The organism is Methanoculleus formosensis (assembly GCF_025384765.1).
GTDB classification, from domain to species: Archaea; Halobacteriota; Methanomicrobia; order Methanomicrobiales; family Methanoculleaceae; genus Methanoculleus; species Methanoculleus formosensis.
Genome location: NZ_VHLL01000006.1, coordinates 74,787 through 96,699, shown reverse-complemented (window position 1 = coordinate 96,699; position 21,913 = coordinate 74,787). Strand labels below are relative to the sequence as shown.

Genomic DNA, 21,913 nt, shown 5'->3' with positions numbered 1-21,913 from the left:
CGTGGCTACCATCCACTCCATCGTCCCGGCCTGCGCCGTGCTGGTGCCGCTCGCCGCCGCAGTCCTGATCCTGCTCTCCCGCCGGCACGAGAAGATCCGGGAAGGCTGGACCATCCTCGCGGCCGCCGCCAACTTCCTCATTGTCCTCTCCCTCCTCCCGCAGGTCCTTGCCGGAGACCGGGTGGCGTGCACGCTCATCGAGCTCCTGCCCGGGCTCGATATGGCCTTCCGGGTGGACGCGTTCGGCATGATATTTGCCCTGGTGGCCTCGGGGCTCTGGATCGTCACGTCGATCTACTCCATCGGCTACATGCGAGCACTTCGAGAGCACGCGTTGACGCGCTACTTCTTCAGCTTCGCCGTCGCGATTGCAGCGGCGCTCGGGATCGCGTTCTCGGCGAACCTCGTGACGATGTTCATCTTCTACGAGATCCTGACGATCTCCACCTACCCCCTCGTCGCCCATACGGAGACGGAGGAAGCGAGAAAGGCGGGAAGGAAGTACCTGGCGTACCTCATCACCGCCGGGGTCTTCTTCCTCTTCTCGGTGATACTGACCTACTTCCTCACCGGCACGACCGACTTTCAGCCCGGCGGGATCCTCGCCGGCACCGGGCCGGTGATCCTGCAGCAGATCCTCTTCGTCACCTTCCTCATAGGGTTTGCAAAAGCGGCGTGGATGCCGCTGCACGGCTGGCTCCCTTCCGCGATGGTGGCGCCGGCGCCGGTCAGCGCCCTGCTGCACGCCGTCGCCGTGGTGAAGGCGGGGGTCTTCGGGATCGTCCGGGTGGTCTGCTACGTCTACGGCATTGAACTGACGGCGGAGATCGGGATGGGCACGCTCCTTGCCGTCATCGCCGGGGCAACCATCATCACCGGATCGCTCCTTGCGCTCCAGCAGGACAACCTGAAACAGCGTCTCGCCTACTCGACGGTGAGCCAGCTCTCCTACATTCTGCTCGGCGTCGCGCTCCTGACCCCGATGGGCATCACCGGAGCGATGCTCCATGTCCCGTTCCATGCGTTCATGAAGATTACGCTCTTCTTCTGTGCGGGAGCGCTGATCGTCGCCGCGGGAGTGGAGTATGTCAGCGATATGAAAGGGATCGGAAGACGGATGCCGGTGACGATGTTGATGTTCTCGATCGGAGCGATCGGGATCTGCAGTCTTCCCCCGGTCTGCGGGATCATCAGCAAATGGTACCTCGTCCTCGGCGCCATGCAGGCCCACAACCTGGCCGCCTTCCTGGTGCTCATCACGAGCTCCGTCCTCAACATTCTCTACTTCTTCCCGATCATCCACACCGCGTTCTTTGAAGAGCCGGAGAGCGGGAGAGAGGGCGTGCGGGAGGCCCCGCTCTCCATGCTCGTCCCGCTCGCGATCACCGCTGTCGGCTCGGTCCTCCTCTTCCTCGCCCCCGACGTGGCGTTCCTGCGGCTCGTCGAGGTCGCGATCGGGGAACTTACGGGGGTCCTGCCATGATCGAGATCCCGCCGGCGCTCATACCGATCGTGGGCGCCCTCCTGGTGCCCCTCCTCTCGGGGAAGGTCCGGAAGGCGTACCTGCTCGCGGTCAGCGTCGCCACACTGGCCGCGACGCTCGTGCTGACCCCCGGGTCCACGTTCACCGTCCCCTTCCTCGGGTATGACCTTGCGCTCCTGCACGTCGACTCCTTGAGCCTCATCGTCGGCTACATCTTCGCCTTCATCGGGGTCATCGCCATCGTCTATGGGATGCGTGAAGAGCGGACGGGCCACCATATCGCCGCACTCATCCAGATCGGGAGCGGACTCGGGATCGTCTTTGCAGGGGATTTCCTCTCGCTCTATATCTTTTGGGAGGCGCTTGCTGTCACCTCGGTCGCGCTCATCTGGTATGGGGGGCGGGAGGATTCCCGGGGCGCCGGCATGCGCTACATCCTGCTCCATATCTTCGGTGGAGGCTGCCTCCTCGGCGGCATCGCGCTGCAGGTGGCAGCGACCGGGAGCATGGCCGTCGGAGAGGTCGCACCCGGCATCAGCTCGATCCTCCTCCTGATCGGGATCGGCGTGAACGCAGCGTTCATCCCGCTCCACGTCTGGCTTCCTGATGCATACCCCCGGTCGTCGGTCGCAGGAGGCGTGATCCTCTGTGTCTTCACGACGAAGGCCGCCATCTACCTCCTTGCGCGGACCTTCCCGGGCGCGGAGGCGGTCGCGTACATGGGCGGGCTGATGGTCATCTACGGCGTCTCCCTTGCGCTCCTGCAGAACGATGTCCGGAAGCTCCTCTCCTACCACATCGTCAGCCAGGTCGGCTACATGGTCGTGGGCATCGGTATCGGGACGGCGCTCGGGGTCAGCGGCGGCATCGCCCACCTCTTCAACCATATCCTCTACAAAGGGCTCCTCTTCATGTGCATGGGCGCGGTCATCTACACGACCGGCAGGCACAACCTCACCGAGCTCGGGGGGCTCGCACGCAGGATGCCGGTGACCATGATCGCCTGTGTCATCGCCGCGGCGTCCATCTCGGGAATCCCCGGGTTCAACGGCTACATCAGTAAAGGCATGGTGATCGATGCGGCCGCGTCGATGCAGATGACCGGCCTTGGGCTTCTCCTGACCCTGGGTGCGGTAGGAACGCTTCTTTCGTTTGTCAAACTGACGTATTACGTCTTCTTCAAGAAGAACAACGAGATCGAGGCCAGAGAGGCGCCGCTTCCCATGCTGATCGCGATGGTCGCGACCGCGTTCTGCTGCATCCTCTTCGGGGTGTATCCGGGCCTGCTCTTTGCGATCCTCCCCATCCCCGTCGACTACCATCCGTTCACCGCAGGCCACCTCATCGAGACCGGCGGGATCGTCGTCGTCGCGGCCGTGATCCTCCTGCTCGGGTGGAATCTCTTCAAACCGAAGGAGAAGTCCGTCCCGGACCTGATGGAGGTCTACCGGCTGGGCGGCAGGGGGCTCCTCGGGTTCTCCACGACGGCGGTGAACCGGGTCTCCGATGCGCTCGCCGCCGCCCGGCGGAGCGTGATCGCGAGACTCGGCTGGTTCGTTCAGGACCCGGTCATGGCAACAACGATCCTCGCGGGGACCGCCCTGCTGCCGGTGGCGCGGGCCGCCCTCCCTCGCGCCCGGGCGGCCTCCCTTGAGGAGGACCTCATGCGGACGAGAGACGAGTATCCCGGGAACCCCGCACGGATGTGGGGTACCGGATACGGGCTCCTGCTCGTCACGCTCTTCCTCATCATCTACTTTGCCGTCCTCTTTCTGATCGGGTAGGATAGGTACAGTTCGTGAGGAACCGGATCCGGTTCAGGAGGAGACGCTCAGCCCGGTTCATACCAGAAGGTTTCTGCCTGATGGCCGCCGCCGGTTGCACCGTCCCTGTCATGAAGAGAGATGTGCATCAACCTCATCATGCACCTACATACGTCTCCGGCACCTGGATCTTCAGGCTGTAGGAGTCGATGCACCGGGCGTTGATGACGAAGTAATAGTCGTGGTAGCCCTCGTAGAAGGTGCTCACCCACTGCTCCTTCTTGAGATCGGACTTGTCCTTCATGGCGACGAAGTCGCGGAAGTTGAGGGTGAAGACCCGGACGAACCGGTTCGGGTCTTCGGCGTCCATGACCTGGCAGTTGAAGAGCGGGATCTCGTCGTTTGAGGTCGCGATATCCGAGTAGTCGAGCCGCCAGATCGGGAACGGGACCCGGACGATCCCGGTCGTCCCCGACCACTGGCCGTCGATCGTCGCGTAGGTCACCCATCGGGCGACGCCTGACGCGGTCTCCGGAGGAAAGGCGGTCATGTTCGGGCTGCTCTCCCCTGCCGGGATCTGGTAGGTACCCGGGTCGACGAACCCGAGCGGCCTGGGCTTCCCATCCCAGGTGGGCACCGGGGTCGGCGTCGGCGCCGCGGTCGCAGGGGGGATCGTGGGCGTCCATGCCGGGGTTATCGTCGGCTCCGGCTCCCCGGCCCCCCATAACCCCGGCAGCTCGCCGGTCGCCGCCGGCTTGACGACGAGGGCTATCACGAGGACGACCGCGATTCCCAGAACGACGTAGATGAAATCCTGTTTCTTCGTCATATCCCGTTCATTCCTCCCCTTCGGTTGAGACGAACCTGTGCGGCCGAACCCCCATCCGTCCCCGGCACCGGGAAAGATGCTGATTATTTCCCGTAATGAAACGTTGTTTCCTGAATGGGTCGCCCGATCACGAGGTTTTTCAGTACAGGTATCGTTGTACCGCCTGCTACAAATACTTGCCTGAGGCCGGCGCTGGGCGATAAAAGGGATTTTATCCGTATTCGTTATCAAAACCGGCTATTTTCAAATCCCCGGCGTTTTGAATAACTTTTTATACAGGTTTGCGCATATACTCAAAAGAACCGCATTGATCCGGATGAGGCGCTCATTCGGACTCCGGTAACAGGAGGAAACGATACATGAGCAAATTGATGAGAAACGAAGACGCATTCACCGGCCTTGAGGCCGCGATCGTGCTGATCGCCTTCATCGTCGTGGCCGCGGTCTTCTCGTACGTGGTGCTCGGCGCCGGTTTCTTCACGACACAGAAGAGCCAGGAGGTTGTGCACACCGGTGTGGCGCAGGCGAGCTCGAACATGGAAGTATCAGGACCGGTGATACTCGAGACGAACGACACTGCAGGCAAGGTGTATAACGTGTCGTTCTACCTGCAGCTTGCAGCGGGTGGAGCTCCGGTCGACATGAAGAAGGTCACGTATACCGTCTCGACGAAAGACAACCTGAAAACGTATGACTATGGCACTGCAGATAACAACGTCACACTGACCTGGTTCAACAGCGCGACACCAGCAAACCAACTTCTGGAGAAGTTTGAAACGGTGCGTGTTGATGTGCCCGTTGGAGACTACATAGCCATCAGCGCGAACGAGAGGTTCACCGTCGAAGTGAAGCCGGATATCGGTGCTTCCTACCCGGTATCTCGTGTGGCTCCTCCGGATCTGGCAGCGACTAAGTTCTATGAGGTCTACTGAGGTGACGAGAATGAGAAAGAACTTTAACGAAAACGCATTCACCGGTCTTGAGGCGGCGATCGTCCTGATCGCGTTCATCGTCGTGGCCGCGGTCTTCTCGTACGTTATACTCGGCGCCGGCTTCTTCACCACCCAGAAGAGCCAGGAGGTCGTCCACACCGGCGTGAGCCAGGCAAGTTCCAGCATCGAGATCGTCGGCAATGTCTATGGCGTGAACAACACCACAACCGATGGTGGCCTTGGGTTCATCAAGTTTGCAGTCGCAAACACGGCCGGAGGTACTCCCATCGATGTGACCCAGATGGTGGTCGTCTACATCGATGAGAACCACCGCCAGGAGATGACGTATACAGCAGGTGAAACCGAGGAAAACCTCAAGATTAAAGACAATTGGACTATTCTTGAGTTCTACAACAACGTGACCGCCAACACGCTCCTTGAGCCGGGCGAGCAGTTTGTGCTGGGTATACATGTCGAGGACCCCGCCCCGAACCAGCAGTTCTCTGTAAACCTGCAGCCGGCTGCCGGTGCCGTTTACCCGATCAAGAGGACGGTCCCCCCTGCAATCAACAAGATTAACATACTCCTCTAACCTTTTTTTTTAGCGTCGAGCCGTTTGAGGTCGACCAAACCAGTGCAATTGCTCGTTTCCATCGGAGACAGGTAATACCCCTCCGATAAAAGGGGTTTCAGATGGCGCACCAGATACAGCCTGCTGCAAATCGAACTCTACTGACTATCAACACAACCTCGCTCTCCAACCGAGCCTGCCGGGTGTCGCACTCTGATTTATACGAGGTCACTTGCAAGCAGCCATATACTCATACCCGAGGGGCGGGACGATCGCCTGCGGGCCCATCGTTGAAAGGGGAATCACCGGTTACAACCGATCAGAGCGCGGTGCAAGACGCTGCTGCCGCCCCGGGTACCACACCCACCGGCCGCGATCAGATGCCTCAACGAACCGTATCCCAAAAAAAATCCCCCATTATGCCTAGAAGGCACTAAGGCGACCGGAAAACAAATATCAACATGAGCAACTTTTATTAACTATGACACAAATATAATTCAATATTATGGTGGGGGTAGACCAGGCTCAAATCGATAAAATACTCTCCGGTGCGTCCTCGGAGGACCCGGAGGCCCGTCTCGACACCCTCGAGAAGGAGCTGGACTTCGTCAAGACCTCGATCAAGCGGCTGCTCATCGATCTCCGCGAGCGGATGAACGAACTGGACAACCCGTTCACCAGCGTCGGCGTATCTTACGCCGGAAACCGGATCATGCCGTCCTATGATGCCGCGGACGATGAGCAGCCGGACGATGAGACGCCGACACTGGACGCCATGCCGAAGCTGGACGCTGTGCCGAAACTGGACGGCATACCTGCCGACCTCGGCGCTCCGGCGGCCGTCGGGATCGAAGGACTTGGCGGCGACCTCTTTTCGCCCTCCCTCGGCGAGGCCCGCCCCCAGGAGACCCGCACTGCGGCTCTCCCGCAGGCAAAACCCGCGGGAAAACTCAAACTCCAGAAAGTGCATCGGCTCTTTGAGTGGGTGCACCGGGGATGCTCCCGATACGGGCACGAGCACATGGCGATCATGATCGACGCCTACCGATCGATGGACTACATCTCCGAAGAAATCTCCGACCAGATCGGGGAGATCATGCGGATGGCGCCCGAGACCCGGCGAGACGTCCAGGAGATCGGCCCGAACGAGTTCGTCTCGGAACTCTACATCTTAAACCGGATCCTCGACCCCGACGACTCCACGCTCGACCGGGACATGATCGAGGTGCTGATGCTCTCCCGGCGGGACGGGGGGCTGGACGGCGAAAAGACCTCCCCACAGGAACGGAAAACCGGTGATGCCTGGATAGAGTTGCTGGACAGGATATAATGGATGTCAAGCGAAACCTTCACCACAGCGATGTTCCTTATCGCCGCCATCATATCGGCCGGCGTCCTCATTAACGCAGTATTCCCTATCATCTACACCCTGTCGGGCACGATCTCGTCATCCTCCCATAGTGTGGACGAACGGCTGAGCACCGATGTGAAGATCATCACGACGTATGCAGGCCATAAGGAAGGGAACGGTATCGCCCACATCTGGTTAAAGAACATCGGTACATCCCGGATACCCGGCGCCAGCGTACGGGGCGCAGACGTCTTCCTCGGCGGCCAGGGCGACTTCATCCGATTGAACCGGGCGGAGGTACTCCTGGGTGGAAAGCTCCAGAGCGGAGAATGGGCCTACAGCATCCTGGATGACAACGACAATAACTACTGGGACCCCGGCGAGACCCTCTATATCGAAGCAATGACCAATAAAATTCCGGCGCGAGGAGAAGTCGTCTACTTCCAGTTCGTCCTCCCCTCGGGCCTTACCCGGTCGACCACCTTCACCGCGAGTGGTCAACCATGAGCGCGGGACCCCTCATTGCATCCGGAGTCGGCATCCTCCTCCTGGTCGCCACCGCCTACGTCCTGATCGGCGGCACCCTCGCCACCACCGAGGTGATGGTCGAAGCGCAGAGCAACCTCGCCGCCAACCAGGAGACCCGCATGCGGACGGCGATCGCAATCCAGAACACGACGATCGCCGACCAGACCCTCAGGGTCGAGGTCAAGAACACCGGGAGCGAGCCTATCTTCGATATCCCGTCAGTCGACGTCTACCTCCAGAGCGGGGGGGTCCCGGTCTACATCCCCTACGGGAACTGGAGCAACGAGGGCATAACCCCGGACGAGATCCATCCCGGCGGGCTCGACCCCGGCGAGACCCTCACCCTCGCCGTCGAGTTCGCGGCCCCGGACCCCACATGGGTCCAGGTCGTCACCCCAAACGGGGTCTCCAGTTCAACATATCTATGAGGTCGAAGAGAGATGGCCACGAGTGAGACGAGAGACAGCACCAATCCAGAGTTACCCGACCAGACGATCCTCTCGACCGGCAACTCCGAACTCGACAAGAAGATCGCCGACGGCCTCCCGCTCCAGTCGCTCACCCTCATCGAGGGGGAGAACGACACCGGAAAGAGCGTACTCACCCAGCAGATCATCTGGGGCGCCCTGAAACAGGGGTTCAACGTCGACCTCTTCTCGACCGAGAACACGAGCAAGAGTTTCCTCTCCCAGATGGAGTCGATGAGCCTCGATATATCCGACTACTTCGCCTGGGGCTACCTCCGGGTCTTCCCCATGCACGTCGTCGGATTCGAGTGGACGAAGGAGAAGATGCAGGGGACGCTCGAGCGGATGATCGCCTACATGGAGCAGAGCAAGGCGCAGGTGATCGTCATCGACTCGCTCACCCTCTTCACCGAGTACGCCAAGCAGGACACCGTCCTCACGTTCTTCACCAACTGCAAGAACCTCGTCGACCACGGTAAGACCATCCTCGTGACCCTGCACACCTACGCCTTCGTGGAGGACTCCCTCGTCCGTATTCGTTCGATCTGCGACGCTCACCTCTTCATGAAGAAGGCGCTCGTCGGGGGCAAGTACGTCATGATGCTCGAAGTCGTCAAGGTCCGCGGCGCACGAAAGACTACAGGGAACATCATCAGTTTCGAGGTTCACCCCGGGTACGGCATCAAGATCATCCCCGTATCGGTCGCGAAGGTGTAAAGGAATGGCATCGGCGCTGGAAGCAACGGTGACCCTCCCCTTCGAACCGGAGTTCATCGACGAGGGGAACGACTGCTACAACAACGTGGAGTCCTGCGCGCTCTACCGGATGCTCCCGGCAAACGCACGCGACTACGTCAAGGCAAGTCCTCACCTCCTCGAGTACCTCCACATCCTGCCGGTCAACACCGTCGGCATCCCGCTCTTCCTCTCCGAACTGAAGAAAGACCTGAAATCGATGGAGAACCCGAACATCATCTACCCGGTGAACGAGACGACGTTCATCCACATCTTCCCCGACCCAAACGACGTCCGGAACTGGTATATCCCGATCGAACCGTCGTTTCTCCACTCCGTTAAAGAGATCCTCCCGGTGATCGAGGAGAAGTTGATCGACCTTATCGACGCCCTCGACGAGGAGCCGGTGACCGAGCAGGCACGTATCGAGGTGCTGAAGGGCTTCATCCAGCAACTCGTCTACGTGAAGCAGCCGGGAGAGGAGATCGACGAGTCCCTGCTTGCCGGCGGGACAGCAAAGGATCTGAAGAGCCGGATAAGGACCTTCCTCACCTCGGAGATCGGCGCACCAGCAAAACCGCAGGTATCGGAGCATCCCCATCTCGCCGACGGGCGGATCATCCTCGCGCAACAGGAGTACAGGGCGCTCGAGTACCTGATCGTCCGCGACAAGATCGAGATGGGGACGCTCAAACCATTCCTCTCCGACCAGTACATCGAGGATATCACCTGCGACGGCGTCGGGCCGATCTTCATCGAACACAAGATCTTCAAGGGCTTAAAGTCGGTCGTCGGGTTCCAGGACTCAAAGGAACTCGATGCCTTCGTCATCAAACTAGCCGAGCGGATCAAGCAGCCGCTGACCTACAGAAACCCCATCGTCGACTCGACCCTCCCCGACGGTTCGCGTATCAACATCGTCTACGGAACCGAGATCAGCAAGCACGGCAGCAACTTCACCATCCGTAAGGTGAACGAGGTGCCCCTGAGCATCCTGCAGGTGATCGAGAGCGGGGCGTGCGACTACATGATGGCCGCCTACCTCTGGATCTGCCTCGAGTACGGGATGTCGATGTTCGTCTCCGGCGAGACGGCGAGTGGCAAGACGACCACCCTGAACGCCCTTACGACCTTCCTCCCGCCCGAGAACAAGATCGTCACCATCGAGGATACCCCGGAACTGACCGTCCCCCACAGGAACTGGACACGCGAGGTCGCGAAAGCCAAAGGAAAGGGCGAAGGAGAAGGCTCGGAGGTCACGATGTTCGATCTCCTCAAAGCGGCTCTGCGTCAGCGCCCGAACCAGATCCTGGTCGGTGAGATCCGTGGTGTGGAAGGATCCGTCGCATTCTCCGCGATGCAGACCGGCCACCCGGTGATGAGCACCTTTCACGCAGCATCGGTCGAGAAACTGATCCAGCGTCTCTGCGGCGACCCGATCAACATCCCGAAGACCTACGTCGACAACCTCAACCTGGTCATCATCCAGAGCGCGGTAAAACTCCCCCGGGGCGGAACCGTGCGGCGGATGCTCAGCGTCAACGAACTCGTGGGTTACGACCCCGAGACGCAGGGGTTCTCCTTCATGGCGACGTTCGTCTGGGACCCCGCCACCGACTCCTTCACCTTCACCGGGAGAGGGAGCAGTTTCCTCCTCGAGAACAAGATCGCAACGATGCTCGGCATCCCCGAGAACCGGCGGGCCGAGATCTACGACGAGGTCGACAAACGCGCTAAAATCCTTGAACGGCTCCACAAGGCAGGCTACACCCAGTTCTGGGACCTCTTCCATATGACCACGAAGATCAAGAAGCAGGGGCTGCTCAACATCGAGGTGTAAGACGGTGTTTGAGGATGTGACCGAACGGCTGCGAGCGGCAAACCAGGGAAAGATCCCGTTCGAGGAGCAGATTGAATCTCTCGGCGGTCTTCGTTCCACCATCCTCGAGAACAAGAAGATGGAGCAGGATCTGCTCCTCATGTACACCTACATGGCCGCGATCACCACATCGTCCGTGACCAGGCCCGAGATCTTCCAGTACACCTCCGAGCGGTTCGAGTACATCCCGTCGCGCTACATAGCAAAGGTGCAGCGCCTGGTCGCCAAATGGGGCCAGAACTATTCCAGCGCTCTCCGGGCGATCGCCGAGCGTTGCAAGAATGCAACCCTCAAGAGCATGCTCAACCGCTACGCCAACTCCATCGACTCCGGTGTTCCGGACGACGACTTTATCGGGACGGAACTCTCGAGTATCAGGAGCATCTACCGGAACTCGTTCGAGCAGGGGATCGAACTCCTGAAGAAATGGGGCGACGCATACATCGCGATGCTCCTCTCCGGATCGCTCGTTGCGATCATCATGATGATCTCGGTCGCCATCTACGCACCCGACGGGATTGAATCGACGCTGAACACATCCTACTTCATCATTCTCGCCATATCGATCTTCGGCCTCACGATCATGTACCGGGCCGTCCCCGACGACCCCCGCACGCACGGCCTTGTCGAACCCTGTTCTCGAGAGCAGGCCTTCATCCGGCGGCTGGAACGCCTTATCCTGCCGGTAACCGTTGCAATTGCACTGATGCTCATCCTCGTCGGCGCGAACGCGGGCATCATCTTCCTGCTTGTCGGCCTGCTCCTGATGCCGCTCGGAGTCATCGGCTACATCGACGACGCAAACGTCGTCAACCGGGACAACGACTTCGCCACGTTCATCCGGGGCCTCGGGTCGATTATGGGGGGCAAGGGCATCACCACCGGCGACGCGCTCCGGGAGGTCGACAGGAAGTCGCTCTTTCACCTCGAACCGTTCATCAACTCGGTCTCGACGAAACTGAACCTCGGACTCGATGAAGCCCTGAGCTGGAAGAAGTTCATCGGGGAGACCGGCAGTTACCTGATCTACAAGTACATGAACATCTTTCGCGACGCGGTGGCTCTCGGCGGGTCGCCGGACGCGATCGGAAAGATCGTCAGTTCGTCGATGCTCGAACAGGTGCTGCTTCGGAGGAAGCGCGACATGATGGTGAAAGGGTTCGTCGTCCTGCTCGTGCCGATGCACGGAGCGATGATCGCCATCTTCGTCTTCCTCTTCGAGATCCTCCTCGCGATGTCCCGCGCCGTGACGGAGGTGATGAACCACTTCACAGAGACCTCAGCCGCGCTCTCGGGAGGGTCGGCCTCGATCGGCAGCAGCATGGGATCATCGCTGAACATCTTCGCCAACTTTCCCGAAGATACAATGCGAACCTACGTGGTAACGATCCTCTTAATGCTGACCATTGCAAATGTACTGGCAGGAAAGATTGTCATGGGCGGCGACCGATACCTCTACTACTTCTTCACAAGCCTCCTCTGCGTGGTAACGGGTATCATCTACATCATTGCACCGATCGTCGTGAGCGCATTCTTTGTCATTCCGACATTCACGGGGGTGTGAAAGTGAGAGAGAGTCTACGTCGTCCGCTTCTGTTCCTGATCACCGTCAGTACAGGTTCCGTGTTCGTCATCTTCGACGCCACCACCGAGATCATCGTCGCAGGCACCGTGCTCGCAGGGTTTCTCGCGCTCGTCGTCACCGGGGCGCTCGACCTCGCCGAACTGAAACCGTCGAGGCTGCGTGCCGCACTTCGAGAGCGCGGAGAGAAGAAGAAGCCCGACGTACCGGAGACCACAAAACCGGATACGCCGGCAGAGAGCCCGGCATCTACCTCGAAGCGCCCGTCCTCCGGGATCGATCTTTCTAGCATCCGGGGTATGCTCGGGACCTTCAAGGCATCGATCACAGAAGCGATCGCGCACGCCCGCGCTCCTGAAGAGGAGAAAAAGAGCAATATTGAGAAGATCGATGTCATGCTCGACCAGGCGGTCGAGGGTACGGTTCCCGATCAGCCCATAACCCCGGCACCCCCGAAGGCCGGCGGGAATTCTCTCGATCCTCTCGCTTCACTTGCAGACCTCGACATCGACTCGCTGGAGGGGCTCGATCTCGACGGTGAAGCGTCCGGTCAGGGGACGGTCTTTGATCCCGACCAGATCTCCCTTCTCTCAGCGGAGGATGCCGATGCCATATCGGATATCCTCAAGTCGCACCAGGACGAACTCGATGGGTTCGACCTCACGGCCGAGATCGATCTTGCCGGGGGTGCCGATGAGCCCGCCGCCGCCCTCCCGCCGGTAGCGATGGATGTCCCCGAACTGCCTGGAGACGACAGTATGCCGGATATGAGCGCGCTGAGTGAGGAACTCTCCGCGCTCGATGAACTGGACCTCGACGAGATCGAGATCGGGGGCGAAGAAGAGGATGAGATCGATGCGGAGGAGCCTGTCCCGGAAGAAGAGATTCTCGAGGAGTTAGGGGAGGAACCGAAAGAAGACTTCGACATGGTCTCCTTTGCGGCCGGCGGCGCGGTCGAGGACGACCTGATCACCGCGCTCAAAGCCGACTCCAAGAAGAAGAAGTACGTGGAGGATATCAGCCTGGTCCGCGAACTGAAAGGGGAGAAGTTCCATGCAGAAGATCTTGCGTCGGAACTCGAGGATATCCTCGCGACAATGAGATCACAGTGATGGTGCCACGCAGGAGATAATACAGGGGAAGAAAAGATGAAATCGGTTCCGGTAAAGATCGAGCACGAAGGCAAGTGGGTTCCGACAACGATGGGCATCGCTGAGGACCGTTTCCGCATCGATGTTCCTCTCAAGCAGGAAGTTCCTTACAAATCCGTGGTCGACCTCGAGGAGAAGAAGAACCAGGTTATCATCACCGCCGGGGTGGATGGAGAGGCCGTCTACCGCATCGCGTCGGTCGAGAAGGTTCTCGTGATCTTGAAGAAGTTCATCATCACCCAGGCCAGCGCCTACCGGCTGAACGCGTTCTTCATGTCGCCCGCAATCCGCGGGGGGGTACTCGTCCAGAACGCCCAGTGGGAGAAGGGCGCGATCGCCGTCATGAAGACCGGCATCTGGTTCGTCAGCCAGGAGAAGCAGGTCTGCATCCCGCTCGACGAGGTGACCGGCATCGAACTTACGTCCCGGGAGATCCAGGAGAAGAACCTCGACGTCGTGAAGATCGACCACCTCAGCGAGAACGAACTCGTGACGAGTTTCGTTCTCTGCCCGCTGACGACGCTCCAGGTTCTCTACAACTTCCTCAAAGAGGCGACACACGACACCGAGACCCGCGAAGAGATCGATCCCCTGACCGGACAGGTGGCCATGCTGGTCTACAGCGGGATGGACTCGAGTTCCATCGAGAACATGCTGAAACTCTCGCATAAAGAACTCGAGGCCATCTACGAGAAACTTCTCGGCTCGGGCCTCGCTGAAGTACTCTACGTCAGGAAGGAAGTGCAGTTGACCCCGAAAGGCGTAAGATACATCTCAGAGTCTGTAAAATCTCCATTAGATTAAAAACCTTATTTCTCCAAAATGAGAAGATATATATAATTTTTTTATCAAATATTCAACGAGTGGTGTTTGATGGGGAGAATCCTAATCGTCGATGATACAATGTTCATGAGAACGCTGCTGAAGAACATCCTCTTCTCCGGCGGGCACGACATCGTCGGTGAGGCAGCGGACGGCGCAGAGGCCCTCGCCAGGTATCAGGAGCTCAAACCGGACCTCGTCACGATGGACGTGGTCATGCCGAAGATGAACGGGATCGAGGCGCTCAAGGCCATCAAAGCGGCCGATCCTGCAGCAAAAGTCATCATGTGCACGGCGGTCGGCCAGGAGCAGATGGTCAAACTTGCCGTCAAGAGCGGTGCGAGAGGCTACATCGTCAAACCGTTCCAGGCTCCGAAAGTCCTCGAAGAAGTCAAGAACGTCCTCAGTGCATAACCATGATACGGGTTCTGATCGTCGACGATTCGCTCTTTATACGCACGATACTACGGGATCTGCTCAAAGACGCCCCCGATATCCAAGTAGTCGGAACGGCGGTCAACGGCATCGATGCCCTCGAAAAGATATCCGATCTGAAACCCGATGTCATCACGCTCGACATCGAGATGCCCCGAATGAACGGCCTTGAGACGCTTGAAGCACTCTCGAAAGTTCGCGCGAAACCGAAAGTGATCGTCCTGAGCACCCTGACGTCCCGCCAGGCCGATATGACCCACCGGGCGCTGCGGCTCGGGGCAGACGATTTCATGCTCAAACCGAGGGATGTTCCGAACGTCAGGGGCATCGAGAGCGAACTCATCCAGAAGATCAGAAACCTTGTCGCGCTCCCGACGATCGTAAGACCTGCTGCAGCCAGCCGGAGTGAGGCAGATGCGGTCGTTGTGATAGGCTCTTCCGCCGGGGGTCCACCGATGCTCGATACGCTCCTCTCTGCACTTCCGCCGGACCTGCCTGCCGCGGTCGTCGTCACCCAGCACATGCCCGAGGGGTTCACCGCATCGCTCGCCGAACGTCTGAACAGGGTCTCTGCTCTCCCCGTGAAAGAGACGGAGAACGGAGACGGACTGCAGACCGGAACAGTCCTGATCTCAAAGGCCGGGTTTCATACCGTCATCTCGGGAGTCGCAGCAAAGAGCGGAGAAAAACACGGGCGAATCATCCACTCGACCGCTCCCCGCCTGCACGCGGTCCGGCCTGCTGTCGACACGACCTTCACCTCTGCAGCACACGTATTCGGCCCGCGCACCGTCGCCGTGATCCTCTCGGGGATGGGGAACGACAGCGGCGAGGGGATGCTCGCGGTGAAGACAGCGGGCGGCAGGACGATGGTATGCGCCGAAGAGGACTGCCTCGTATACGGGATGGCGCGCTCCGCCCTCTCCAGGAACTGCGTCGATAAGGTGGTTCCGCTCAAGGGTCTCGCGCACGAGATCGCGAGAGCAGTCAAGCAACTCGAGGTGAATCATGTTTGATGAAGAGGGATATCGGAAGCTGTTTGTTGAGGAGTCACGGGAGAATCACGAGAACATCGTGAACAACCTCCTTGCTCTCGAGACCGGGGATGACCAGCAGACCGCCATTGACGAGATCTTCCGGTCCGCGCACACGCTCAAGGGCATGTCTGCATCGATGGGATTTGATGCGATGGAACATCTCTGTCACTCGATGGAAGATGTATTCTCCCTCATCCGCAGCGGACGGCGCGAGGTTGACGCGTCGCTCACCGATCTCCTGCTCACCTGCACCGACACGATTGAGGAGATGCTGGATGCTATCGAGTCGGGAGGAGCCCCGTCCGACGAGCAGTCCGCAAGCCTGGTTCAGGAACTTCAGGCGTTTGCCGAAGAAGAGGGTGAGGAGGGGCCATCTCCCGGTGCAGCACCCCCGGCCGAGACCACTCCCGAACCGGTGGAAGACGCCGATGATCGCCCGCTGTATACACTGACGGTTGCCGTCGACCCATCCAGCACGATGAAAGATGTCCGGGCGATGCTGCTCCTGCAGAATCTGGAAGAACTCGGGACGATCCTCTCGACGGTCCCTGCGCGGGAACTCCTCGAGGACGGGATGTTCGACGGGCCGTTCGAGGTTCTTATCGAGAGCGAGGCGGGGGAGGATGCGCTCAGGACGATCGCTTCCGGCACGGAACTCTCGCTCATTGCCCTCTCTGCGGGAGGTTCGCTGCCGGCTGCTTTACCCATCACCCCCCCTGCGGAAAGCAAGGAGGCTCAAACGCCCGAACCGTCACCACAGCAGGTGCAACGAGCAGCGAAGGCCGAGAAGAGCCGGGAGATCAAGAACATCCGCGTTGACATCCAGCGGCTCGACCGGATGATGAACCTGGTGGAGGATCTTGTTATCAATCGCGGGCGGCTCGAGCAGATCGCGAAGAAGCACGGTATCAAGGAGTTCGATGAGGCGCTCTCCATGGTCGGCCGCTCAGTCTCCGACCTCCAGAACCTCATGATGGGGATCCGGATGATGCCGCTCGAGCGTATCTTCAACCGCCTTCCCCGCGTCGTGCGGGACGTTGCAAACCACGACGGGAAGGAAGTCGAGCTCACCATCGAGGGCGGCGAGACCGAACTCGATCGGAGCATGATGGACGGACTCTCCGACCCGCTCCTGCACCTCATCAGGAACGGTGTGAACCACGGTATCGAGACACCGGAGATCCGAAAAGCCAGCGGTAAACCCCCGAAGGGATCTCTGCGGCTGACGGCGCGGCGGGACAAGGACAACGTCGTGATCGAGATCGAGGACGACGGTGCCGGCATCGATCATGAGAGACTCCGGAGGAAAGGCGTTGAAAAGGGCCTCATGGCGCCTGAGGCGGCAGCAAACGCAACGAAAGAGGAACTTGTCGGCCTGCTCTTCGAGCCCGGGTTCAGCACGGCCGAGACGATCACCGACATCAGCGGCAGGGGCGTCGGACTCGACGTAGTCAAGAAGACGATCGAATCGCTCAAAGGGACGATCAAGGTCGAGACCGAGGTCGGCAGAGGAACAAGGTTCGAGCTGGTCCTCCCCCCGACGATGGCGATCATCGATGTCATGATGGTGCACATCAACGGCATGCGATGCGCCATCCCGATCAGCAACGTCGTCGAGGTGGCGCAGACAAGACCGGAGGCGATTCACCGGATCGGCAACAGCGAGGCGATCCTGCTCCGGGACCAGACCCTTCCCATGCATCGCCTTGAGGATATGTTCGGCCGGGCAGAGAAGAGCAACACGCTCGTTGTGTTGCAGAACGACGGCAGGAGATGCTGCATCGTCGTCGATACCGTCGACGGCCAACAGGAAGTAGTGGTGAAACCGCTCTCCAGCATTGCAGGCAACTGCCGGGGGATCAGCGGGATCACCATCCCCGGAGATGGGGATGTCGTGCCGGTACTCGATGTAAATACAATGATTTAGGAGAGAATAGTTCATGGAACTGGATCCATTTCAGAAGGACGCGCTGGCAGAACTTGGGAACATCGGTGCCGCTCACGCGGCAACGTCATTATCGCAGATGCTGATGAGCCCGATTGAGATGACGGTGCCGGAGGTGCAGGCCATCGATATCGCCGATCTCCACAAATACATCAGCAATGAGATAACCGCCATGGTCGTCTTCCAGATTCAGGGAGAGATCGCAGACGGCGGGTACGTCGTCGTCAGCATGCCCCGGGAGACCGTCATCCAGTTGACGAACCAGATGCTCGGCACCGTCGATGCCGATCTCGATCGCGAGATCAACGAGATGGACCAGAGCGCTGCGATCGAGATCGGGAACATCATGATATCGGCATTCCTTGATGCGACGGCCGAACTGCTGGGTATCGTCATGCTGCCGTCTCCTCCGGCGCTGGCCATCGATATGGCGCATGCCGCTTTCGAGTCGGTCGTCGCGCAGGTGGCGAGCGACGTGAACGATGTCCTGATCTTCAACACCGAACTCACGAGCGAGGCGCCGCCGGTCTATGGGAGCATCTACATGCTTCCGAACACCGAACTTACGCAGCAGCTGTTCCTCATGCTGGAACGGATGATGGAACCGCTCTCATAACTACCTCCGGGATACCATGGAGAACAATTTTTTCGGCGAAGAGACAGCGATAATTCTGGGCCTCGGCGAGCTCCGGGTCGGGAAATGTCCCATGGGGACGATTGGGCTCGGGTCCTGTATCGCGCTCATCCTGCACGACCAGCGGAGGTCCCTTGCGGGACTCGCTCACATCATGCTCCCCGAAAGCCGGGGAGAGGTGGATCGCCCGGGTAAGTTCGCAGATACGGCCATAGATGCTCTCCTCGGAGAGATGGGGAGAGCCGGGAGCACAAAATCCTCGATCACCGCAATTGTGGTCGGCGGCGCAAGTATGTTTGAGTTTTCGGCCAACTCCCTGAACATCGGCGAGCGAAACGCCGTTGCGGTGAAGGGACTGCTCCAGGAGCAGGGCATCAGGATCGAGCATGAGGAGACCGGCGGCAAGGTCGGGCGGTCCGTGTATTACTGGCCGGAAGAAAAGGGCCGCCTCATCATCAAGAGGGCGGACGGGACATGCGCCGCGCTTTGATACTCATTTTAGCCGCGACAGCCCTCTTCACCCCTTTTGCATCAGCCCTGTATGTCGAAGTGCCCGATTACAACTCAGGCATCGCGTCCGCCGGGGTAAAAGACGTGATCAATGGCCGGTACGGGGACGTCATCTTTGCTACCGACGGCGGGATCTCCGTATACACACAGAACGGCACCTGGTATTCGGTCAACGCGCGGCACCCGGACGAGACGCCCTATGGGATGATCGCACCCCTCGAAACCATGGTCACCACGGTCGCCCTCGACGCGAGCGGGCACCTCTGGATAGGGTACCCGAACGGACTGCAGATCGGCGACGGGACGGGATACCGTGACATCCAGAACCTGCAGTTCCTCAAGAACCTCAACATCAACTGCATCGCACGGTGGGGGGATGAGATGTGGGTTGCCACCGGCCGGGCGGGCCTCCACCGCTACCAGGACGGAGAGTGGACGTGGTACAAGCCTGCCGGGCCCGAAGGCCTCGGGAGTTATACCATCGTGAGCATGGCGGTCGATGCCGCGAGCGATGCGCTCGTCGTCGGGTCGGAGAGCGACGGAGTCCGGGTGCTCAGGGATCGGGAGGGCAACGCCCGCTTCGAGCAGGTCACCTGCGGCAGCGACACCTTCCGCCGGGTCTCCGAAGTGCGGGTCGATCCGTTCGGGGGGGTGTACCTCTTCAATCGCACAACGGTTCTCCATTATGCTCCCGATGCAGGGGTTACCCCGGTCCTTGACGCCGATGACCTGAGCACGTTCCCGGTCACGATCAACGATATCGCGGCAACGCGCGAAGGGATGCTCTACATCGCATCCGACAACGGGATATACGGATGGAACGGATCCGGCGTTGCCCTGCATATCACGTCCAGAGACGGCATCCGCTCGAACTTCGTCAAGAAGCTCTTCGTCGATGCCTACGGCCGGTGCTGGTTCGTCGTTCCCGGAAGCGTGGGCTACATCCCGCCGATGGCGGGTCACGCCGCCCTCAGCCTCTCCGCCGCTCCGGTGCCGACCCCGGTGGTGACCGAGACGCCCCTGCCCGCGACTCCGGCGCCGGTGGTGACACCCGAGGAGAGTGCCGGGCTGTTTGAGGGAGTCCGGGCATTTTTTGAGGGGTTGGTCGGCGCGGTGATCCCCGGGTGAGCGGGACTTGAGTGCGGGGAACTGAGGAGGGACCGCCGGCTTTCTTGATCCCACTGTCCCCCGTGTCTGCGAGCATTTTTTGAAAAACTGAGTGCAGTTCATCAACGCTCCCGGACACGGATTTCCAGTGGACATCGCCGAAGGGGGGTGGGGACAGGGGAGGGGGGCGCGCCCCCCCTCCCCGCGAGCCGCCTCCCCCAATGGCGATATTCCCACGGTCCACTGCATGAGGACATGTCCAAGAAAAAAGGTCGTCCCAGGGACAGGCCAGGTATGGCACCACCCTCATCAGGGAATGGATGAAGATCGGAACAGGGTTTCAACAGAGCCGAAAAGAAAAAAAACTTCCCGCCGCCCACTACTTCGAGATCTCCGTATAGTAATATTCTCCGGCGGCCATCTGCTCCCGGTCAAGGAACGAGCCGGGTTTGTTGATCCGCGGCCGTCCGCTCTTATCCCGCCGGAAGGTGATCCCGAGCGCCTCGAGGAACCGGTTCATCCCCGGCGCCATCGAGAACGGCCCGGCTGCTTTGCCGTTGATGCCAGGTTCGCCCTCGAAGACCAGGATACGGTCGCTGATCATGTCGATGACGTAGATGTCGTGGTCGATCACGAGCGTGCTCGCGGCCCGCCCCTCGGCATGCTTCCTGATCATCCTTGAGATCTTCACCCGCTGCTCCACGTCGAGGTGGGCGCTCGGCTCGTCCAGGATGTAGAGGTCGGCGTCACGCGAGAGGCAGATCGCAATCGCCACCCGCTGGAGTTCGCCGCCGGAGAGGGTATTCACCGGCGCCTGGAGGAGCTGAGCAAGGGAGAGGGGTTCCAGGATCTCGTGCTGGTAGTATGACGTGTCGAACTTCGTCGTCGTCTGCCGGAGGAGCTCCTCGACGGTCGCTTCCGTATCGCCCTTGAGATACTGGGGCTTGTAGGATATCCGAACCCGGGTATCCATCGCGCCCGTATCGGGTTCGAGCACCCCGGCGAGGAGCTGGGCGAACGTACTCTTCCCGATACCGTTCGCCCCGAGCACCCCGAGAACCTCGCCGCTCCGGATCTCCCCACCGTCGACGGTGAGCGAGAACTGCGGGAACCGTTTCGTCATCGCCGGGAACTCGAGCAGCACCTCCCGGTCCGAGTCGGCGGCATGCGCCCGGGCATCGAACGTCACCGCATACGTCCTGAACCTGACGTTCTCCTCAGGGAGGAAACCCTCCAGATACTGGTTGATTCCCACCCGGACGCCCTTCGGGTGGGTGATGACGCCGAAGACCGCCGGTTCACCGTAGGCGATATGCACGGTATCGGCAAGCATGTCGAGGATGGCAAGATCGTGCTCGACGATCACGACCGGCCGTTCCAGGGCGAGTTCCCGGATCAGGTTCGCGGCGGCCATCCGCTGGTAGACGTCGAGGTAGGGCGTGATCTCGTCGAAGAAGTAGAAGTCGGCGTCACGCGCAAAGCAGGCGGCGAGCGCCACCCGCTGGAGTTCGCCGCCGGAGAGGGTCGTTATCGGCCGGTCGATGACCGCCGTGAGTGCCAATCGGTCGATGTAGTAGTCAAGTTTGCCGCGCTCGTCGGTGGTCGCGAGGAGGTCGCGCACCGAACCGGAGAAGACCTTCGGGATCTGGTCGATGTACTGCGGTTTTACCGCGACCTTCACGTTCTTCTGCGAGAGTACCAGGAGGTAGTCGAAGAGCTCGGTTCCCTGGTAGAGGTCGAGGACTTCTTTCCAGGCAACCGGGGCGTCGGTCCTCCCCAGGTTCGGGACGAGCGAGCCCGAGAGGATCTTCACCGACGTGCTCTTCCCGATACCGTTCGGCCCGAGGAGGCCGGTGACCTTCCCCTCGACGGGGATCGGGAGGCCATAGAGGACAAAACCGTTCTGACCGTAGCGATGGGTCGGCTGGTCGAGTTCTTCGGGGAGGTTGATGATGTCGAGTGCCTGGAAGGGGCACTTCTTCACGCAGATGCCGCACCCGACACAGAGCTCTTCGGATATGACGGCCTTCTGGTCTTCGCCGATGACGACGGTCTCGTCACCGGTCCGGACGCGGGGACAGTAGAGGATGCACTCGGTGCCACACTTTACGGGGTGACACCGGTCACGGTGTACAACAGCAATACGCATGGG

Annotated in this window: 20 protein-coding genes; 18 read left to right on the top strand and 2 right to left on the bottom strand. The window is 60.1% G+C overall.

Annotated elements, in window-relative coordinates; translation table 11 throughout:
- The first annotated feature begins 1 nt into the window (after window position 1).
- A complete protein-coding gene (locus FKB36_RS10440) occupies window positions 2-1,483 on the top strand; it encodes a monovalent cation/H+ antiporter subunit D family protein (RefSeq protein ID WP_261598008.1) in 1,482 nt (493 codons plus the stop codon).
- Window positions 1,480-3,267, top strand: a complete 1,788-nt coding sequence (locus tag FKB36_RS10435; RefSeq protein WP_261598007.1) for a Na(+)/H(+) antiporter subunit D — start codon at window positions 1,480-1,482, stop codon at window positions 3,265-3,267. The genes FKB36_RS10440 and FKB36_RS10435 overlap by 4 nt, the downstream gene beginning before the upstream one ends.
- Window positions 3,268-3,403: 136 nt before the next feature.
- Here the strand turns inward: FKB36_RS10435 and FKB36_RS10430 are convergent, their stop codons facing one another.
- Complete coding sequence (locus FKB36_RS10430) at window positions 3,404-4,075, bottom strand: hypothetical protein (protein WP_261598005.1); 672 nt, start codon at window positions 4,073-4,075, stop codon at window positions 3,404-3,406.
- 359 nt (window positions 4,076-4,434) lie between these two features.
- Here FKB36_RS10430 and FKB36_RS10425 point away from each other — a divergent pair, with 359 nt between their 5' ends.
- The 16 genes from FKB36_RS10425 to FKB36_RS10350 all read left to right on the top strand — a co-directional run bounded on the left by FKB36_RS10425 (window position 4,435) and on the right by FKB36_RS10350 (window position 19,782).
- Window positions 4,435-5,007 (top strand): archaellin/type IV pilin N-terminal domain-containing protein, encoded by a 573-nt coding sequence (locus FKB36_RS10425; RefSeq protein WP_261598004.1) that lies wholly within the window; start codon window positions 4,435-4,437, stop codon window positions 5,005-5,007.
- 10 nt (window positions 5,008-5,017) lie between these two features.
- The gene (locus tag FKB36_RS10420; RefSeq protein WP_261598003.1) at window positions 5,018-5,599 is read left to right on the top strand and encodes an archaellin/type IV pilin N-terminal domain-containing protein; all 582 of its coding nucleotides are present in this window, start codon (window positions 5,018-5,020) and stop codon (window positions 5,597-5,599) included.
- A 484-nt stretch (window positions 5,600-6,083) separates the two neighbouring features.
- Entirely contained in the window at window positions 6,084-6,908 is an 825-nt protein-coding gene (locus FKB36_RS10415) for a FlaD/FlaE family flagellar protein (RefSeq protein WP_261598002.1), read from the top strand.
- Window positions 6,909-6,911: 3 nt separating this feature from the next.
- Complete coding sequence (locus FKB36_RS10410) at window positions 6,912-7,436, top strand: flagellin (protein WP_261598001.1); 525 nt, start codon at window positions 6,912-6,914, stop codon at window positions 7,434-7,436.
- Entirely contained in the window at window positions 7,433-7,885 is a 453-nt protein-coding gene (locus FKB36_RS10405; RefSeq protein WP_261598000.1) for a flagellar protein FlaF, read from the top strand. Before FKB36_RS10410 ends, FKB36_RS10405 begins: the two co-directional genes overlap by 4 nt.
- A gap of 12 nt (window positions 7,886-7,897) precedes the next feature.
- Entirely contained in the window at window positions 7,898-8,641 is a 744-nt protein-coding gene (locus tag FKB36_RS10400; RefSeq protein ID WP_261597999.1) for an ATPase domain-containing protein, read from the top strand.
- 4 nt (window positions 8,642-8,645) lie between these two features.
- A complete protein-coding gene (locus tag FKB36_RS10395; protein ID WP_261597998.1) occupies window positions 8,646-10,499 on the top strand; it encodes a type II/IV secretion system ATPase subunit in 1,854 nt (617 codons plus the stop codon).
- Window positions 10,500-10,503: 4 nt separating this feature from the next.
- The gene (flaJ, locus tag FKB36_RS10390; protein WP_261597997.1) at window positions 10,504-12,102 is read left to right on the top strand and encodes an archaellar assembly protein FlaJ; all 1,599 of its coding nucleotides are present in this window, start codon (window positions 10,504-10,506) and stop codon (window positions 12,100-12,102) included.
- A 2-nt stretch (window positions 12,103-12,104) separates the two neighbouring features.
- Window positions 12,105-13,232 carry a hypothetical protein gene (locus FKB36_RS10385; protein WP_261597996.1) on the top strand — a complete coding sequence of 376 codons (1,128 nt, stop codon included), beginning with the start codon at window positions 12,105-12,107 and terminating at the stop codon, window positions 13,230-13,232.
- Window positions 13,233-13,268: 36 nt separating this feature from the next.
- Window positions 13,269-14,075, top strand: a complete 807-nt coding sequence (locus FKB36_RS10380) for a CheF family chemotaxis protein (protein WP_261597995.1) — start codon at window positions 13,269-13,271, stop codon at window positions 14,073-14,075.
- Window positions 14,076-14,144: 69 nt separating this feature from the next.
- Window positions 14,145-14,507: a response regulator gene (locus FKB36_RS10375; RefSeq protein WP_074369477.1), complete on the top strand. Its 363-nt coding sequence runs from the start codon at window positions 14,145-14,147 to the stop codon at window positions 14,505-14,507.
- Window positions 14,508-14,509: 2 nt separating this feature from the next.
- A complete protein-coding gene (gene cheB / locus FKB36_RS10370; protein WP_261597994.1) occupies window positions 14,510-15,544 on the top strand; it encodes a chemotaxis-specific protein-glutamate methyltransferase CheB in 1,035 nt (344 codons plus the stop codon).
- A complete protein-coding gene (locus FKB36_RS10365) occupies window positions 15,537-17,492 on the top strand; it encodes a chemotaxis protein CheA (protein WP_261597993.1) in 1,956 nt (651 codons plus the stop codon). Before cheB ends, FKB36_RS10365 begins: the two co-directional genes overlap by 8 nt.
- Before the next feature lie 13 nt (window positions 17,493-17,505).
- Entirely contained in the window at window positions 17,506-18,126 is a 621-nt protein-coding gene (locus FKB36_RS10360) for a chemotaxis protein CheC (RefSeq protein WP_261597992.1), read from the top strand.
- 16 nt (window positions 18,127-18,142) lie between these two features.
- On the top strand, window positions 18,143-18,634 hold the full coding sequence (locus FKB36_RS10355; protein ID WP_261597991.1) for a chemotaxis protein CheD: 492 nt from the start codon (window positions 18,143-18,145) through the stop codon (window positions 18,632-18,634).
- Complete coding sequence (locus FKB36_RS10350) at window positions 18,631-19,782, top strand: hypothetical protein (protein WP_261597990.1); 1,152 nt, start codon at window positions 18,631-18,633, stop codon at window positions 19,780-19,782. Before FKB36_RS10355 ends, FKB36_RS10350 begins: the two co-directional genes overlap by 4 nt.
- Window positions 19,783-20,140: 358 nt before the next feature.
- Here the strand turns inward: FKB36_RS10350 and FKB36_RS10345 are convergent, their stop codons facing one another.
- Window positions 20,141-21,910, bottom strand: coding sequence for a ribosome biogenesis/translation initiation ATPase RLI (locus FKB36_RS10345; RefSeq protein ID WP_261597989.1), 1,770 nt, complete (start codon window positions 21,908-21,910; stop codon window positions 20,141-20,143).
- Between the last annotated feature and the right edge of the window lie 3 nt (window positions 21,911-21,913).